Annotated in this window: 14 protein-coding genes; 7 read left to right on the forward strand and 7 right to left on the reverse strand. The window is 67.0% G+C overall.

Annotated elements, in window-relative coordinates; all coding sequences use genetic code 11:
* Positions 1-316 precede the first annotated feature (316 nt).
* Genes KTJ89_RS19230 through KTJ89_RS00895 form a run of 3 tightly spaced genes read left to right on the forward strand, consistent with a single transcriptional unit; the run spans position 317 to position 5,309 of the window.
* Positions 317-757: a WhiB family transcriptional regulator gene (locus KTJ89_RS19230; RefSeq protein ID WP_276330045.1), complete on the forward strand. Its 441-nt coding sequence runs from the start codon at positions 317-319 to the stop codon at positions 755-757.
* Entirely contained in the window at positions 754-3,855 is a 3,102-nt protein-coding gene (locus tag KTJ89_RS00890) for a glycosyltransferase family protein (RefSeq protein ID WP_259356620.1), read from the forward strand. Before KTJ89_RS19230 ends, KTJ89_RS00890 begins: the two co-directional genes overlap by 4 nt.
* The gene (locus KTJ89_RS00895) at positions 3,852-5,309 is read left to right on the forward strand and encodes a DUF5719 family protein (RefSeq protein WP_259356621.1); all 1,458 of its coding nucleotides are present in this window, start codon (positions 3,852-3,854) and stop codon (positions 5,307-5,309) included. Before KTJ89_RS00890 ends, KTJ89_RS00895 begins: the two co-directional genes overlap by 4 nt.
* 37 nt (positions 5,310-5,346) lie before the next feature.
* Here the strand turns inward: KTJ89_RS00895 and KTJ89_RS00900 are convergent, their stop codons facing one another.
* The gene (locus tag KTJ89_RS00900; RefSeq protein WP_259356622.1) at positions 5,347-5,709 is read right to left on the reverse strand and encodes a metallopeptidase family protein; all 363 of its coding nucleotides are present in this window, start codon (positions 5,707-5,709) and stop codon (positions 5,347-5,349) included.
* A gap of 88 nt (positions 5,710-5,797) precedes the next feature.
* On the opposite strand from KTJ89_RS00900, the gene KTJ89_RS00905 reads away from it, so the two are divergent.
* From KTJ89_RS00905 to ahcY, 3 genes are all read left to right on the forward strand, one after another.
* Positions 5,798-6,154: a DUF3499 domain-containing protein gene (locus KTJ89_RS00905; RefSeq protein WP_216656773.1), complete on the forward strand. Its 357-nt coding sequence runs from the start codon at positions 5,798-5,800 to the stop codon at positions 6,152-6,154.
* Positions 6,151-7,635: a phosphohexomutase domain-containing protein gene (locus KTJ89_RS00910; protein WP_259356623.1), complete on the forward strand. Its 1,485-nt coding sequence runs from the start codon at positions 6,151-6,153 to the stop codon at positions 7,633-7,635. Before KTJ89_RS00905 ends, KTJ89_RS00910 begins: the two co-directional genes overlap by 4 nt.
* A 171-nt stretch (positions 7,636-7,806) precedes the next feature.
* Positions 7,807-9,267 carry an adenosylhomocysteinase gene (gene ahcY / locus KTJ89_RS00915; RefSeq protein WP_259356624.1) on the forward strand — a complete coding sequence of 487 codons (1,461 nt, stop codon included), beginning with the start codon at positions 7,807-7,809 and terminating at the stop codon, positions 9,265-9,267.
* Positions 9,268-9,387: 120 nt separating this feature from the next.
* Here the strand turns inward: ahcY and KTJ89_RS00920 are convergent, their stop codons facing one another.
* Positions 9,388-10,212, reverse strand: coding sequence for an RDD family protein (locus KTJ89_RS00920; RefSeq protein WP_229663889.1), 825 nt, complete (start codon positions 10,210-10,212; stop codon positions 9,388-9,390).
* 113 nt (positions 10,213-10,325) lie between these two features.
* Between KTJ89_RS00920 and KTJ89_RS00925 the strand changes: the two genes are divergently transcribed.
* Positions 10,326-11,324: a stage II sporulation protein M gene (locus tag KTJ89_RS00925; RefSeq protein ID WP_259356625.1), complete on the forward strand. Its 999-nt coding sequence runs from the start codon at positions 10,326-10,328 to the stop codon at positions 11,322-11,324.
* A 41-nt stretch (positions 11,325-11,365) separates the two neighbouring features.
* Here the strand turns inward: KTJ89_RS00925 and KTJ89_RS00930 are convergent, their stop codons facing one another.
* The 5 genes from KTJ89_RS00930 to KTJ89_RS00950 are packed head-to-tail and all read right to left on the reverse strand — an operon-like array spanning position 11,366 to position 16,765.
* Positions 11,366-12,652, reverse strand: a complete 1,287-nt coding sequence (locus KTJ89_RS00930) for a DUF58 domain-containing protein (protein WP_259356626.1) — start codon at positions 12,650-12,652, stop codon at positions 11,366-11,368.
* Positions 12,653-13,738, reverse strand: a complete 1,086-nt coding sequence (locus KTJ89_RS00935; RefSeq protein WP_259356627.1) for an AAA family ATPase — start codon at positions 13,736-13,738, stop codon at positions 12,653-12,655. It lies immediately after the preceding gene.
* On the reverse strand, positions 13,735-14,994 hold the full coding sequence (locus tag KTJ89_RS00940; RefSeq protein WP_259356628.1) for a DUF4350 domain-containing protein: 1,260 nt from the start codon (positions 14,992-14,994) through the stop codon (positions 13,735-13,737). The genes KTJ89_RS00935 and KTJ89_RS00940 overlap by 4 nt, the downstream gene beginning before the upstream one ends.
* Complete coding sequence (locus KTJ89_RS00945) at positions 14,991-15,719, reverse strand: DUF4129 domain-containing protein (protein WP_259356629.1); 729 nt, start codon at positions 15,717-15,719, stop codon at positions 14,991-14,993. The genes KTJ89_RS00940 and KTJ89_RS00945 overlap by 4 nt, the downstream gene beginning before the upstream one ends.
* Positions 15,716-16,765: a DUF7847 domain-containing protein gene (locus KTJ89_RS00950; protein ID WP_259356630.1), complete on the reverse strand. Its 1,050-nt coding sequence runs from the start codon at positions 16,763-16,765 to the stop codon at positions 15,716-15,718. Before KTJ89_RS00950 ends, KTJ89_RS00945 begins: the two co-directional genes overlap by 4 nt.
* Between the last annotated feature and the right edge of the window lie 115 nt (positions 16,766-16,880).

Here is a 16,880-nt window from a genome sequence, read left to right on the forward strand (position 1 = left end):
CATAATCCCATTGTGGGTGCCCACTTTCTAAATTCTCCAGGTTTGCTCAGGCGAATCCCACAGGTTGTGCCCTATGGCCGGGCCGTGACCTATATATGGGGTTCTGGGCGCGTGTGCATGTGAACGCATGTTCGAATAGCGTCTCACGGGGTGTCTCGATACTCCATAAGGGCTTGACGGGGCGGTAATGACACGCGTGTAATTTATACCTAAGGGGAACGCGCCGAGCAGGGATCCTTCAGGATTCGACCGTACATCGGACTGATCGCCTCAGTCACGGTACTGGACCTGCTCGAGCGTGAGAAAGGGGAAAACCGTGCAAAGTGCACAGAGAGAATGGCGGGAGAGAGAAGACTTCACCGCCGCACCGGGAGTCACCTCCCGCCGTGCCGAAGACTGGTTCATCGAACCGGGAGCACGTACACCCGAGACGCTGCCGGATCCGCTGGCCGTCGATCCGAGTGATCTGACGCCGCTGCCGCCGGACAATTCCGCCGTCTCTCCGCTGTCCCTGCTGCTGGGAGCCGCAGACGACGGTGAACTGTCCTGGCAGGACCAGGCCCTCTGCGCTCAGACCGACCCCGAGGCGTTCTTCCCGGAGAAGGGCGGATCGACTCGTGAAGCCAAGCGGGTCTGCGCCTCCTGCGACGTCCGTTCCGAATGCCTCGAATATGCTCTCGCCAACGATGAGCGCTTCGGCATCTGGGGCGGAATGTCCGAACGCGAACGCCGCCGGCTCAAGAAAAAGGTCGTGTGAGTCAAGCCGTCACCATCGTCGTCGTCTCCGGCGACGATGCCAGCAAGGTCGAGCTCGAAACAGCTCTTCGTCCGCACTACCCCGAGATCCCCGTGGTGGATCTCGGGGGGCGGACGGTCCGCGAAGCCGGTGAGATGCCGGAGATCGCGGAGTCGGATTTCCTGTGGTTCCTCACCCCTGACTCCCGTCCCGAACCAGACTGCCTCGATGAGCTGCTCGACGCCATCGGGGAGACGGAATCCATCGCCGCCGTCGGACCGAAGCTCATCTGCTCCGGCCACATCGTCTCCGCCGGAGTGAGCACCACCTCGGCGGGGGAGCGTTTCAACCCCGTCGGCTCCGGGGAGATCGACCAGGGCCAGCGCGACAGTCAGATCGAAACTCTGGGTCTCGACCTGCCGGGCCTGCTCATGGCCACCACCGAACTCGAGCGCATCGGGGCACCCTCCCGTGTGCTCGGTCCCGCCTATTCCGGTCTCGAATACTCCCGTCGTCTTCGCGACCTCGGCGCCCGCGTGCTGCTGGCCCCGCGAGCGCGGATGGAGATCTCCGCCGCGTCCGCTGCCCGGCTCGGCTCCTCGCCCCACCCGCCGAGGTCGAAGTCCCAGATCCGGACGGAGCAGCGCTACCGTCTCAGCCTCGCCGGTCAGGGGCTGGTCTCGCTGTTCTGTCTCCTTGCTCTCGGCCACCTCGGCCGAGTCATCGGCGGGCTGCTGTCGAATAACTTCCGTCCTGCCGGGTGGCACCTCGGTGCGCTCATCGGCCTTCCCGCAGATGTGTCGACCACCGCCCCGCTGAGACGTGCCAACGCCCGTCGCAACCGTGTGGCCAGACGATCGAACACCGGACATGTCGCCGCGCTCTACGCCGATGACGAAGAACTCGCCGTTCAACGCCGGACGATGAGCGGTGAGAGCGATGACTCTCGTCCGGCGGAGGTTCCCACCGGCGGCCCCGACGCCGATGCCGAACTCAACCCGGTCGGCGACACCGAAGAGGCCATCGACTCCTTCTCCCGACTGGAGATCTCCGGCGGTTCCAGTCTGCTGCGTGCACCCCTGACCTATGTGATCCTCGCCGCCGTGGTGATGAGCGGGGTCATCAGCTTCCGACTCTTCGGTCCCGGCCACCTCAACGGCGGCGCCCTGGGTTCGACCGACATCGGCTTCGGCGAGATCGTCGACCGTCTCCTCGGACGTCACCTCGACGTCTCGACCGGTGCGGCGGTGCCGGCCGACCCCTACCACCTTGTCCTCGGTGTGCTCTCCCTCCTCTTCTTCGGCCATGTCGATGTCATGGTCCGCTCCCTGCTGTTGGCCGCGCCGATCCTGGCCGCCATCACCGCTTACGCGGGAGCGGGGAGCGTACTGGCACGGCGATGGGTGCGCGGCTTCGCCGCCCTGCTGTGGATCGCGTCTCCGCTGTTCACGGCCGCACTGTCGGACGGTCGCCTCGGCGTGATCCTCGTCTGGATCTGTGCCCCGCTGGCGGTGCTGACTCTGCGCCGCAGCCTGAGGAACGGATCGATCGCCGCGGCAGCGGGCAGCGGCCTGCTGCTGTTCGTCATCACCGCGGGCATTCCACTGCTCCTATTGGTCACGGTCCTCGGCACCGCGGTGCTTCTCGTGGCAGGACGCGGCCTGCGCCATCTGTGGCTGCTCGCCCCGACCGTGTTCCTGGGCTGGCCGTGGCTGTGGGCCGTCGTCCGCGAGCCGGGAACTCTTCTCACGATGCCCGGACAGACCACGGCCACCGAGTCCGTGCCGACTTATCTGCTTGCCGTCGGGTTCCCTGCTCCGCTCGACATGTCCTGGCTGATGAAGCTGATCTCCGATCTCGGCTTCGGCGGGGTCTCTGCCGGCGCCCTCGAACTCTGGGCGCCGGTCCTGATGCTGCCGATGCTCATCCTGGCCTTCTTCACCCTCATCGAAGCCCGGCTCGAACTCTCTCGCCTGACCTGGGCGGTCGGACTCTACGTCGGCGGTCTCATCCTCGCTGCGATCCAGGTGCACCTGCCGGCGGAGACGGGACCGTTCCACCTCATCGCCTCATACCCTGCAGCGGGACTGACCCTGGTCAGCCTGGGGTCGATCCTGCTGCTGTCCCTCGGCGCCGACCGCACCGTGGGTCGCCGCCCCGGGCGCAACCGAGACACCGGTTCGTCCTCTGCGAAGAGTGCGGCCAAGGGAGTCTCCGCGGCGTCCGGCCGGCTGCCGATGCGCGGCCTTGTCGGGCTCGTGACAGTAGCGGCCATCGGGCTCATCGCCATCGGCGCCGGACGGGCCACATCCTCGCCCGAAGCGGTCACCGCGACCTCCGACAGCAACGTCCCCGCACTGGCCGCTGACCGCGCAGCGGGGGAGACCCAAGCGCGCACTCTCCGCCTGGACAATGTCGACGGAGAGGTTCTGGCCACCCTCATCGCCTCTGCCGACGGCACGGTGCTGGGCACATCGACGGTGACCTCGGCGGAAACCGTAGGAGGGTGGCCGTGGCAGCGCCGCCCGCTGCCGATCACCTCCGACCAGGTGCTCGTGGCTCAGGCCGCGTCCGCGCTCTCGGCCGATGACGCCGGTGACCTCGGCAGCATCCTCCGCGAACTCGGAGTCGATTTCGTCCTCGTCGGCCCCGATGCCGGCAGCCTGACCAACTCGGTATCCGTCTCCGAGGGGCTCCTTCCGGTCGGGCCCACCTCGTCCGGGCAGCTGTGGCGCGTCGACAAACCCTACAGCGGCCGTTTCCTCATCCGCGATGCCGAAGGGAAGGTGTCAACGGCGGCGATGAAAGGCACCACCGCGACGGTTCCGGCCGGTCAGGAGGGTCGCACCTTGACCATCGCCGATGCAGCGCACGGCATCACCGCGAGCATCGACGGTGAGCCGCTGCCGCAGCCGAAGCCCGGCGAAGAGGCATGGGCAAGCGAATTCGACCTCCCCGCAGCCGGAGGAACGGTCGAGATCTCGCTGAACTCACCCCTCTACCCGATCGGCGTCATCGTCGGATGGGTGCTCGGACTGCTCAGCCTCATCGTCGCCATCCCCTTCGGCCGGGCGGGGAATGTGACGCGGAAGACCGGTCGTGAGGAGCAGCAGGCATGAAGCACCAGCGCAGCATCGTCACCTTCACGGCCATCGCCGTGCCCGGGGTGCTCGTGGCCATGACCTCGTTCCTCACCCCGCTGACGCCCGGCACGCTGGACCGCAGTCCGGAACAGGTGCGCATGCCCACCGCGGACACCCGCGTCGTCTGTCCCGGCCCCCTGCTCACTGCCGGAGAAGCCGAAGGCACCGATGCCGAATTCGTCGACGACTCGAAGGTCTCGACCCGTGTCGTCTCCGCCTCCGCACCGATCGGAGCCGCAGACGGATCGACCTCCTCGGCCCGTCTCCAGGTCGCCGATCTCGGCGGTTCGATCGACTTCGACAATCCCTCCGGCCAGGGCTTCGTCTCCGGAGACGACAGCATCGACTCGACGAAGCTCGTCACCGGTTTCGCCCGCCCCGGGGCTCCAGCCCTGACAACCGGCCTCGAAACCGTCGAAGGCAGCTCCGGTGACCTCACGGGCCTCGCCACCCTCACCTGCGCCCAGGCATCGAGCAGCTTCCGGATCGTCGCCGGATCCGGAGCCACCGGCTCGAACTCGCAGCTGCTGCTGAGCAATCCTGGAGACGTTCCCGTCCAGGCGAAGGTTGCGCTCATGACCCCGGGCGGCGAATCCGCCGAACCGACCGAACTCAGCATCAAGGCCGGTCAGCAGCGTGCCGTCCCGCTGGGCGGGCTGGCTGGAGGGGCAGAGGCCCTTGCCGTCGACGTCACCGTCGACGGCGGAGTCCTGGCCGGTTCCGTCCAGGAGACCGTCCTCGACGGACTCAAACCGCAGGGCATCGACCTCGCGGCCGGTGGGGCAGGGGCCGATCGCCAGCAGGTGCTCACCGGGCTCAGCGGCAAGGATGTGCGAGTCCGGGTCGCGAACCCGAGCAGTGACCTCGCCGAGGTATCCCTGAAGGCGTACGGGCCGGCTGGAGAGATCGACATTCCCCGTTCCTCGATGACCGTTGTCGGCCGCGGTGTCGCCGAGGCCGATCTCGGGGATCTCGACGCCACGAGCCTCGTCGTCGAATCCTCTCAGCGCGTCCAGGCCGGAGCCTTCATCGGCAAAGACGGTGAGAAGGGTGCCGCCGACTTCGGCAGCATCCCGTCGACCGACTCCCTCGCCGAGACCCAGATTCTGGCGCTTCCTCGCACCGGTGAGTCCTCCCTGAACCTCTCGCCCGGTCAGGGACATGTGCAGGTGCAGGGAATGCTCGACGACGGAACGCTTACCGATCCTCAATCGATCGACCTCAACCCGACGGGAACCACCGTGCTCAATCCGAGCGACGTCTCCGAGGAGTCGGTGCGCGCACTCGTCCTCAAAGGATCCCAAGCCTCGGGCTCACAGGCCGATGGGGTGCATGCGACCCTCGTCGTGACCACCGAGGACGGAATCTCCACGGTCGTCCCGGCGCCCGCTCCGGCAGGTGTGGCCTACCGGGATATCCGGCTCGGCTGAGGTCTCACGAACCAGGACCCTGCGGTGACTGCGGATCTCAGGTGCGACGGAGGATATCGACCTGGTCCGCCACCACCTCGGCGATGAGCGCATCCCGGACGTCACTGCCGGCATGATCTTCGATCACCCGCCGATAGAGGACGATATGGGTGGGACGGTCCCCGGCCGCCGGGAACACACGGCCGAAGCTCGGTTCTGTCGAACTCGCCGGTGGGACGGAATCGACCGCCAGCACCACCTCGGCGAGGAGGACGGGCTCGTGCCTGCGCATCCGGGCGAACTCGGCGGCCGCGACCTTCGCAAAACTCTCCGCCCGACTCAGCCGCGCGGGCACCTCGGCCCGGTGCAGCGGAGACCGCAGACCCCGCCCATGTCGGTCGCGATGTCGCCTTGGTCTCATAGCACTTCATTCTACGTGCGGTGCCGCCGTGCCTGAGCGAATCGGCGGGATGCGGCGTGTAGAGTGTGGGACTGTGTCAGCCGTGAGAATGTGTTCAAAAGTCAGCTGTTCGCGCCCCGCCGCCGCCACCATGACGTACGTGCACGCCGATGCGACCGTGGTCATCGGACCTCTGGGCAGGCGCGCCGAACCGGGCGCTCATGACCTGTGCGCCGAACATGCGGCGAAGCTGACCCCGCCCGTGGATTGGCAGCTCATCCGGATCGACTCCGGGCAGGCCCCGCCCGAACGCAGCCATGACGACCTGCTGGCGATCGCCGACGCCGTCCGCGAGGCCGCCGATCGCGCCGATCAGACCCCGGCCCGGAACGCACCGGGACCGGCCGACGATCCGGCCGCTTCGGGACGTCGACACGGTCACCTGCGCATCATCGGCGACTCATGAGCCACCGCGAGCCGGACTCGACCCGAATCGAACCCGCCCAGCAGATCCCGACCGACTCCGAACTCGGACGGGCCCGGACGGCTGCCCTCGACGCCGCCGTCGGAGCCTACGACATCCGCGGTCGCATTCCCGACCAGCTCGACGACGACATCCTGTTCGCCCTCGGCTGGGCGACGGCCCGAGCCATGGCAGAGATCCACACCGCCACCGAGGTGGTCATCGGCCACGATATGCGACCGAGCTCTCCCGGATTCGCCCACTCCTTCGCCGCGGGAGTCGAGGCTGCCGGCTCGACGGCCGTCCTGCTGGGGCTGTGCTCGACCGATCAGCTCTACTTCGCCTCGGGCATCTTCGAACTGCCCGGCGCCATGATCACGGCCAGCCACAATCCCGCCGACTACAACGGGATCAAGATCTGCGGACCTCGCGCCGCCGGAGTCAGCCTGGCCTCCGGGCTCTCGCGAGTCAGAGAACTCGCGATCACCGCACCGCAGACCGACGGTCGGACCATCGCCGAAGATGAGACTGCCGCATCCCGGATGCGGGAGCAGTACGCGGCACGGATCCGCGAGCTCACCCACGTCGATGAGGTCACGGGACTGTCGATCGTGCTCGACGCCGGAAACGGCATGGCCGGGCGCCTCCTCGGGGAGGTCTTCGGCACGGATGCGGGAGCCGCCTCGGTGCCCTTCGACGTCATCGGCCTCTTCACCGAACTCGATGGGACGTTCCCCAACCACGAGGCGAACCCGCTCAAACCCGAGAACCTCGTCGACGCGGCACGCGCTGTCGTCGACAACGGCGCCGATCTCGGGCTCGTCTTCGACGGGGACGCCGACCGCTGCTTCTTCATCGACGAGACAGGCACGACGATGTCGGCCTCGGCCGTCGGCGCACTCGTCGCCGAACGCGAGATCGCACGGGCCCGGGCACTCGGCGACGACCGACCCACCGTCATCCACAACCTCATCACCTCCCGCAGCGTAGCCGAGACGATCACCGCCGCCGGCGGACACGCACTGCGGTCGAAGGTCGGCCATTCGGGAATCAAGACGCTCATGCGCGAAACCGGAGCCGTCTTCGCCTGCGAACACTCCGCGCACTTCTATTTCGACGAGTTCTTCGGGGCGGACTCGGGAATGCTCGCCGCCTGTCACCTCATCGCCGCCCTCGCCGAATCACGCGCCCCCGCCTCCCGTCTGGTTGCCGACTATGACCGGTTCGTGCAGTCGGGGGAGATCAACTTCACCGTCGCCGACCCCGACGCTGTGCTCGCCGACTTCGCCGCACATGCCGGAGACTTCCCAGAGAACACCGTCGACGACCTCGACGGAATCGGCCTGCAGGGTGCGGACTGGTGGGTGAACCTGCGCAAGTCCAATACCGAACCCCTCGTCCGACTCAACGTCGAAGCCGCCGATTCGGCGCAGGTGGACGCGCTCACCCGCCGAGTCACGGACTTCGTCAACGCTCACGCCTGAAGCCGGATCGACGGCAACCGGTTCTCTGCAACTGCTATTCGGCTGTAGGGCAGCATGGGTATGACTGCCCGCTGACAGTCTTCGCTGTCCGCAGAACGAGCATGACGCGACAAGCCGCCTGCCCGGCAATAGACTCGAAGCCGATCAGACAGCCCGCCGTATGGAGGTACCGTGCTCGATTCCACTGACTTCAAGGTCGCCGATCTCAGCTTGGCCGAGGCCGGCCGACATCAGATCCGCCTCGCCGAAAGGGAGATGCCGGGCCTCATGGCGCTGCGTGAGGAATACGCCTCGACGGCACCGCTGGCCGGCGCCCGCATCGCCGGCAGCCTGCACATGACCGTGCAGACGGCTGTCCTCATCGAGACCCTCGTCGCACTCGGTGCAGACGTCCGGTGGGCCAGCTGCAATATCTTCTCCACGCAGGACGAGGCCGCAGCGGCCGTCGTCGTCGGCTCCGGCACTCCCGAGGCCCCTGCCGGCGTCCCCGTCTTCGCATGGAAGGGTGAAACCCTCGAAGAGTACTGGTGGGCCGCTGACAAGATCTTCGACTTCGCGGATGGACCGAACCTCATCCTCGACGATGGCGGCGACGCCACCATGTACGTGCTCAAGGGCACCGAATTCGAAGCCGCCGGGGGAGTGCCCACCGCCGGCGCCGAGGACTCGGAGGAGTTCAAGGTCCTGCTCAAGCAGATCGCCGCGTCCATCGAGTCGGCCCCTGGACGCTTCGCCCGTCTGGCTGCCGGAATCAAGGGAGTGAGCGAGGAGACGACGACCGGAGTCAACCGCCTCTACCGCCTCGCCGAACAGGGGACTCTGCCGTTCCCTGCCATCAACGTCAACGACTCGGTGACGAAGTCGAAGTTCGACAATCGCTACGGCATCCGCCATTCGCTGCCCGACGGGCTCAACCGCGCCACCGATGTCCTCATCGGCGGAAAGATCGCCGTCGTCATCGGCTACGGCGACGTCGGCAAGGGTGCCGCCGAAGCGCTGCGCGGACAGGGTGCGCGCGTCATCGTGACCGAGATCGATCCGATCTGTGCGCTGCAGGCCACGATGGACGGCTACCAGGTCGACCTCCTCGCCGAGGTGGCTCCCCAGGCCGACATCATCATCACCACGACCGGAAACACCCGGGTCCTCGACGTCGATGTGCTGCAAACGCTCAAACCCGGCGCAATCGTCGGCAACGTCGGTCACTTCGACGAGGAGATCGATCTGGCAGGGCTGTCCCGCCTGCCCGGAGTGGAGAAGATCGAGATCAAACCGCAGGTCCACGAGTGGAGCGTGCCCGTGCCCGCCGAGGCGGGACTCGGTCGCGACCGCACGGACTTCCTCGTCCTCTCCGAAGGGCGCCTGCTCAACCTGGGCAACGCCACCGGTCATCCGTCGTTCGTGATGAGTGCGTCATTCAGCAATCAGGTGCTCGCCCAGATCGAGCTGTGGCACGCCCACGATGACTACGGCCACTCGGTGCATCGGCTGGCGAAGGAACTCGACGAGAAGGTGGCACGCCTCCATCTGCCGGCGCTCGGGGCGAAGCTGTCCGAACTGAGCAAGGAACAGGCCGAGTACATCGGCGTCGACGTGGCAGGACCGTTCAAACCCGAGCACTACCGGTACTGATCGAGCACTGCCGGTTCGGTCCGGCGGCGGAGCGGGCGAACCCGGTCGCAGTCCGGGACCGCTCCGTCGACCGAGAGCAGTCGAGCCGCGGTGTCAGCGGCGGACAGTCAGACTGCGTCGTCAGCGGCGGGTGAGGCTGAGGCCGTGGGGGAGCGTCTCGACTCCGGACCGGAAAGCGTTCGCACGGTCGCTCCGACGGCGCTGTTTCTCGACTTCGGCGATGCGCTGCCGATGGATGACTGCGGATAGGAACTGTTCGGGAAACGTTCCCTCCGGCGGGGCCGGAGCCACATAGGGATTGAGCTCGGTGGCGAGCTCGATCGCTCGCTGCCACCTCGACTCCGCACCGAGCTGGGGCGCCATGGCGAGGAACGCGACGATGCGCCGATGCAGACCATCGGGGATCGCTGTCACGTCTGTGCGGTTCAGCCATTCGTGCAGATGAGGGGCCACATGGGTGTGCATGGGCGGCAGAGGTCGGCTGCGTTCGCTGACGGCGATGGTCCCGGCCAGATAGTCGCCGAGGCGTTTGGCCTGCGGTGAGAGCAGACCGGACAGAGCCGCGATGCCGCCGCCGCTGGACACGATCTCGAACGGCCACAGCAGAGCGCGGATGAAGGAATGGCGCAGCCGCACCGCACCGCCGTCGTCGCGAACAACGCGCAGCCCGAGGATGAGCTTGCCCAGCGAACGACCGTGACTGAGCACCTCGACGAGCATCGGCAGCAGCACGAACACGAAGATCGTCATCACGGTCATGAGTGAGCCGAGAAGCAGTCCGTTGAGATCGAGCACCTTGAGCATGAGCCAGAACATGGCGATGAGCAGACCGACATTCACCAGCGAATAGACGATGTAGTCGATGAGACAGCTCAATGCCCGCGCCGCGAGAGCGGCCGGTTGGACGTTGAGTTCGACGGCTTCACCGGTGATCAGAGTACTCACCCGACCATCGTGTCATACTGCCGCGTTCCGAGGCGGTCGTTTCGCCGAGAGCTTGCCGTGTGCCTCTCGCCGAGTCGGAGGTGCCGAGGCGTCGTCTCCGATAGGGTGGAGGGATGGATCCGAACCTGCTGGCCCAGCTGCACGGCGATGACTGGCTGGAGCTCTCGGCATTGGCGAAGAAGAACACGCTGACACCCGAGCAGACGAGCCGCTTCCTCGAGCTCTACCGGACCGCGTCGAAGGATCTGTCGCGGATCACGACGGTGGCTCCCGACTCTCTCGAAGCCGCTCGGCTCTCGGCGATCGTCCACCGCTCCCGCAATCATCTCTCGTCCGTGCCCAGCGGAGGACTGTCCGGGCTCGGACGGTTCTTCGTCATCAGTCTGCCGCTGTCGCTGTACCGGCTGCGATGGGACTTCGTCATCGTGGCCGCCGGATTCCTCGCCGTCGCCGTCCTGTCGGGCATCTGGGCGGGACCGCATCCGGAAGTGCTCGAGACCTTCGGGGATCGAGAGTTCCGACGGCAGTTCGCCGAACATGATTTCGTCGACTACTACAAAGAGAACCCGAACGGCTTCTTCGCCGTCGGCGTGTGGACGAACAACGCGTGGATCGCCGTTCAGTTCGTCCTCCTCGGCATCACGGGCGGCTATGTCATCGTCGGACTGTTCTCGAATGCCGTCAACGTCGGCTTCTCCGGAGCGATGATGTTCGAGTTCGACCGGGCCTCCGACTTCTTCCTCTACATCCTGCCCCACGGGATCCCGGAGATCAGCTGCATCATCCTCGCCGCTGCCGCGGGTCTGCGTCTCTTCTTCGCCTGGGTGGTGCCGGGTCCCAGGCTGCGCCGCGACAAGCTCGCCTCCGAGGCTCGGTCGCTGCTCGTCGTCGCCGGCGGTCTCGTGCTGCTGCTGTTCGGTTCGGGACTCATCGAGGGCTTCGTGACCCCGAACCCGATTCCGCCGGCGGTCAAGATCGCCATCGGAGTGGCGTATACCGCGGCTGTCGTCGTCTACGCGTGGTACTTCGGCAAGCGTGCCGCCGCAGCCGGACTCAGCGCCGATCTCGACGAGCATCAGGCCGGATACTCGGTCATCTCCACCGACCGCTGATCAGATTGTCGCTGACAGTTCGCCGCTGAGCGGGGTCGCGGTCACAGCCCGCCGGTGACCTTGAGCCGAATGTAGAGATCGGCCAACGCTCCGGGAAGCTTCTCCGGCAGAGCCTGGACGGAGGAGATGCCGAGTCCGCGCAGCCGAGACTGCAGCGACGCCGTCGCGAGCATCTCGGCCTCGGCGGCCGCCGCCGTATATACGTCGTCGGCGTCGCCGCGCCGGGCAGCCAGGTCCGCAAGTGCGGGATCTTCGACTCCGGCGACGACGACCCGGTGGTGTGCCGTGAGAGTCGGCAACACTGGCAGGACGTCCTCGGCGATGGTCGCCTCATCGAGCTGAGTGACCAAGACGACGAGCGCCTGCTGCCGGGAGGTCTGCAGAACCGCAGCGGCGATCGACTCCCAGTTCGCCTCGTAGAGCTCCGGGTACACAGGCGTCAGCGCCACCGACAGGTCATGGACCGGATCATGAGCCCGATGGCTCGACGCGACTGCCCGCACCCGGGCATCGGCGACGATGACATCGACCCGATCGCCGGCACCCGTGGCCAGAGCCGTCAACAGCAGCGACGCCTCGAGCGCGGCGTCGAAGACCGTTCCCTCACCACAGCGACGGGCGGCGAACCGGGAGGAATCGACGACGATGACGACGCGACGATCCTTCTCCGGTCGCCAGGTTTTGACCACGAGATTCTGCGCGCGGGCGCTGGCTCGCCAGTCGATCGACCGGACATCGTCACCGTCGACGTAGTCGCGCAGCGAATCGAATTCCGTGCCCATTCCGCGGATCATCACCGCGGACCGCCCCTCGAGCTCCCGCAGCTTCTGCGTCTTCGACGGCAGCTCCCTCCGGGACACGAAAGGTGGCAGAACACGCACAGAGGCGGGAACATCGATGCTCTTCTGCCGCTGGATCAGCCCGAGCCTGCTGCGACTGCGCACGGTCACCAGATCGCCGGGCAGCGCGCCGCGTCGCGTCGGCTCCAGCTCGGTGATCACCTCTGTCTGCTCGCCCGGTTCCAGCACGTGACGAGAACGGGTCTCGACCGGCCCGGCGCTCGGTGCCCAGGCGTCGCGGACGTGGAGGCGCAGCCGGCGGCTGGTCCCATTGATGAGAGTCAGCGTGCTGTGGGTGCTGTCGCCGAGGCGGACCATCGGTCCCGGTGTGCGCTGGACTTCCAAACCGTGGATCCGGGGAACGAAGAAGAAGTCGAGGACCGCTGCCAGGACGATCACACCGGCCACGATCAAGGCCGTCGGCCATGTGGGCACCAGCATGACGGGCACGAGGCCGAGAAGAGTGAGCAGGAACAGTCGGGTGGTCATTCAGCGGGGCACTTCGGTCGTGGCGATGATCGAGTCGAGGACCTGACCGACGTCCAGACCGTCCATCTGCGCCTCGGGGCGCAGGATGACCCGGTGCGACAGCGACATATGGGCCAGAGCCTTGACGTCATCGGGGGTGACATAGTGCCGACCGCTCAGCCACGCATGAGCGCGGGCGGCTCCGAGCATCCTCGTCGCTCCGCGAGGTGAGACGCCCAAGGCCAGGGACGGGGTCTGGCGGGTGGCTCGGGCGAGGTCGACGATATAGGTGATGATCTGCGGGGCGATGTAGATCTTGGCGATGGCTTCGCGGGCCTGGCCGATGAGTTCGGCATCGGCGACCGGACGCAGACCTGCCGCGGCCAGGGATCCGGCGTCGAAGCCTCGGGCGTGACGGTCGAGAATCTCGAATTCGTGATCCCGTTCGGGCAGGTTGAGGACGAGCTTGAAGAGGAACCGGTCGAGCTGAGCCTCCGGGAGCGGATAGGTGCCTTCGTATTCGACGGGGTTCTGTGTGGCTGCGACGAGGAACGGTTCGGGCAGCTTCCGTGAGCGTCCCCCGACGGACACCTGATGCTCCTCCATCGCCTCGAGCAGGGCCGACTGGGTCTTCGGCGGGGTGCGGTTGATCTCATCGGCGATGAGGATGTTCGTGAACACCGGGCCGGGACGGAATGAGAAGTCCGAGGCGGACGCGTCGTAGACCAGCGAACCGGTGACATCGCTGGGCATGAGGTCGGGAGTGAACTGCACACGCGAGCTGTCCAGGCTGACCGCGGCGGCGAAGCTGCGCACGAGCAGAGTCTTCGCCACTCCGGGAACCCCTTCGAGAAGCACGTGCCCCTGGCACAGCAGTGCGATGAGCATTCCCGTCACTGCCTGGTCCTGGCCGACGACGGCCTTGGCGATCTCGGTGCGCACACCGGTGAACGCCTCCCTGAGCGGGTCCGGCTCAGCCTGCGGAGCCTGCGCGCTGTCCGGAGCAGGGGTCTGCGGCGCGACCGGCTCCTGGGGCCGAGGTGCGGCCGGAGGCTGAGAGGCGACCGGTTCCTGAGAATTCGTAGGGCCCTGGGGCGGCTGAGTCATGGGATCTCACTTTCGATCTGGGTGAGCTGATGGACGAGTTCGGTGAGTTCGGCGTCGGTGTGAGCCGACGCGGAGACGAAGACATAGCGGAGACGGCCCGGATCGGCCCCGGTGACGGTCGCGATGTGAGCGATGATGTCGGGTGTGCGGGCATCGGGGCTGAGACCAAGTCGTTTGGCGATGCGCAGCAGGGCTCCGGCCCGCAGCGTGTGCAGCGCCCCGTCGCGATCGTGGCTGCGCGAGCTCAGGGCTGCCCGACCGTGCACGGTCTCCACGGCAGGCACGATGACCGGCAGACGTTCGAGAGCCAGCGGCCCGAACCGGCGCCCGATGACGAGCAGCAGGACGAGGAGGCAGGGGACCAGCCACAGGACTCCTGCGAGGAACCAGCCGGGCACGAAATCGATCGTCGACGGAGGCGACTGCCCCTGTCCCGAACCGTCGAAGGTCGGATAGTAGACGACGAGGTTCTGCGTCTGGGACAGCTGCGAGAGCACAAGAGAGGCATTGCCCTCTTCGTCGATGTTCTCATTGGTCACCCAGTCGGGGCTGCCGAGCACGGTCAGCGGAATGGAACCGCCCGAATCGGTGAGGAACTGTCCGCGCGCAGACCCTGGAGCCACCTCGGTGCCGTCGATCTCGGCGACCCCGGGGCCGGTGAACGGGTAGCAGGCGGTGATCCCCTCGGTGCCCTTCTCCGTCTCCGCGTATTCGACCTCGCCGGTGGACACGGCACCGGCACTGCGGGCGATCGGTGAATCGCAGGACGGTGCGGACGTGGCCTCCGGATCGGCCAACGGGCCGAGGTTGTCGTTGACCGTGATCCGGTCGGTGAACTCCGACACCGTCGGACCGGGATCGACGAGGACGAGCCGGTTGCCGTGGGTGCGCAGAGCGTACTCGAGGCCGGCGATGTCCCCGGGGGACAGAGCCGCGGTGTTCGCGGGAATGAGCAGGGTGGTGTCGGGTCGGGCGGCGGCCGAGCGGGCCTGCTCCTGTTCCTCGGTGGTGGTGACATCGACGTCATGGTCGCGCAGGGTCTCGACGAGGGCCTTCGTGCCGGTGCGCTCCGTCGAGTCATAGTGCAGGGGCTCTGCAGACTCCTCGTGGCCGGTCAGCAGCACGAGCACGATCACGGTGACGAGGATGACGAAGGCCGCGACGATCCACACGGCAGCCGACCGCAGCCGAGCGCGCAGCGGAACCCGCGAGGTCGACCGGGTGCCGCGGGCGGCGACATCCAACTGTGCGCTCATACAGCTGCCTCCCGGCGGACCGGCAGTGCGCTCAGCGTCCGGTCGAGTGCGCACAGATCCGCATAGACCTCGCCGAGGCTGCGGTCGGCACGTGTCTTCGCCTCGGTCGCCTCCCCGTAGCGGAGGTCGTTGAAGACCTCGGCCACCCCGTGGACGGCGGATCCGTGCTCGGGCAGGGCCACCTCGGCGGAACGGGCGATCTCACTCGCTGTGGCCGAGGACTCGAGCGAGACGATCTGCTTGACGGACAGGATCGCGAAGATCGCTCGGGATTCGTCGATGACCGCGGTCTCGAAGTCCCCGGCCTGCGCGGCCCGGGCCGCGCTCTCGCGCCACGGGCCCGGTTCGGGCTGGGAGACCACGGGATCGAATGCGGACAGCGGGACGCCGACACGGCGGAATCCGGCCCGACGCACGCGCCAGACGATGAAGGCGACGATCGCGGCGAGGCCGAGGACGACGACGATGAGCAGCCACGGGGAGTTCGCGCCCAGGGCGGCATGGACGAGCGAATCCCACAGGGAGGACAGCCACCGGCCGATCCGTTCCAAGGGGGTGAGATCGTTGGCGGCGTATTCCGGTTTCGAGAGTTCGTGCTCTACCCATTCGCGGCCGGTGTCCCGGTCGATATTCGCCGAGGCGGCGCGAAGCTGTGCCGCGCCCGGCTGGGAGGACGCGGCGGTGTGGAGGTGGCGGGCCGCCTCGGTGATGGGGGAGAGGATCATCGGTCCTCCTCGGCGCGGATGAGGACGAGGTCGAGCCCCTCCGAGCGCATCTGCTGATCGAAGAAGCAGACCGTGACCAGGCAGGCGAAATAGGCGAAGAGGATGGCGGAGGAGATGAGCGTGAGTGCGAGCAGCAGACCCACGGAGACGATGGCGATGGCCGCCTGCGCCGTCGTCGACTCGGTTGTCGTCGTCATGCCGACGCCCAGGAGAACCGAGATGATGAAGACGATCGGGGTGATGATGAGTTGGACGAGCTGATTGGACAGGAAATAACCGAGCGCCAGCTGGCCGAGCATTCGCCAGAAGCCGCGCCCGGTCAGTTTCCAAGACCGGCGGATTCCGGCACGGACGCTCAGGTCCTCGACCGCGATCGCCGAACCCAGGAACGCCAGGCGCAGGTTGACCCAGATGAGCGCGACGAACCACAGCAGGGCGGCCAATGCGGCCCAGACGAAGGCGAGGATCGCCGAATCGGCGCCGAGGAACAGCAGCGTCGGGGCGGTGAGGGCCAGCAGCAGGCCGAGATTGATTCCACTCATCAGCAGTGTGGCCAGGATGAGGCGCAGGCGGCGACCGGACAGGGACTTCCACGCCATCGACAGAGTGGTCCTGCGGGCGCCGAAGGAGGCGCGGGTTCCGGTGGCGATGATGCCGGAGAGCAGATGGGCCAAACCGAGGCTGAGCAGGCTGAGTGCCACCGAACCCAGCTGGGCCAGGGCGATGAAACCGGAGGCGGCATCCTCATTGCCGCTGAGGTCGTTGAAGAACGGCAGGAACTGCACTGCGATGAGGGCACCGATCGCGGCGAGCAGCAGGCTCCAGAGGGAGAAGACGATGAGAGAGGAGCCGATGGACAGAGTCGGGACGAAACGCAGCAGGCGGAATCCCGAATCCAGCGCCTCGATGAAAGTCAGCGGACGTTTGGGCAGGAGCCCGCGTGGGGGAGGCGGCTGCCATCCGCGCGAGGGCGGGGACGGCGAACGCCGCTGCCAGCGGCCGGTGTGCCAGTCGACCTCCGAGGTCCATGCATTCGTCTGTCCCATCACGCCAATCCTGCCATGATTCGCCGGCAAGTGCCGAGAGACCTCCCTGTCGGATTCGGTGCGCGTCGGCCGTGTCGATCCCGGCCGTCGGGGGACGGCCCGGGGACGGTTCGGG

The organism is Brevibacterium sediminis (genome assembly GCF_024895295.1).
Lineage (GTDB): Bacteria > Actinomycetota > Actinomycetes > Actinomycetales > Brevibacteriaceae > Brevibacterium > Brevibacterium sediminis.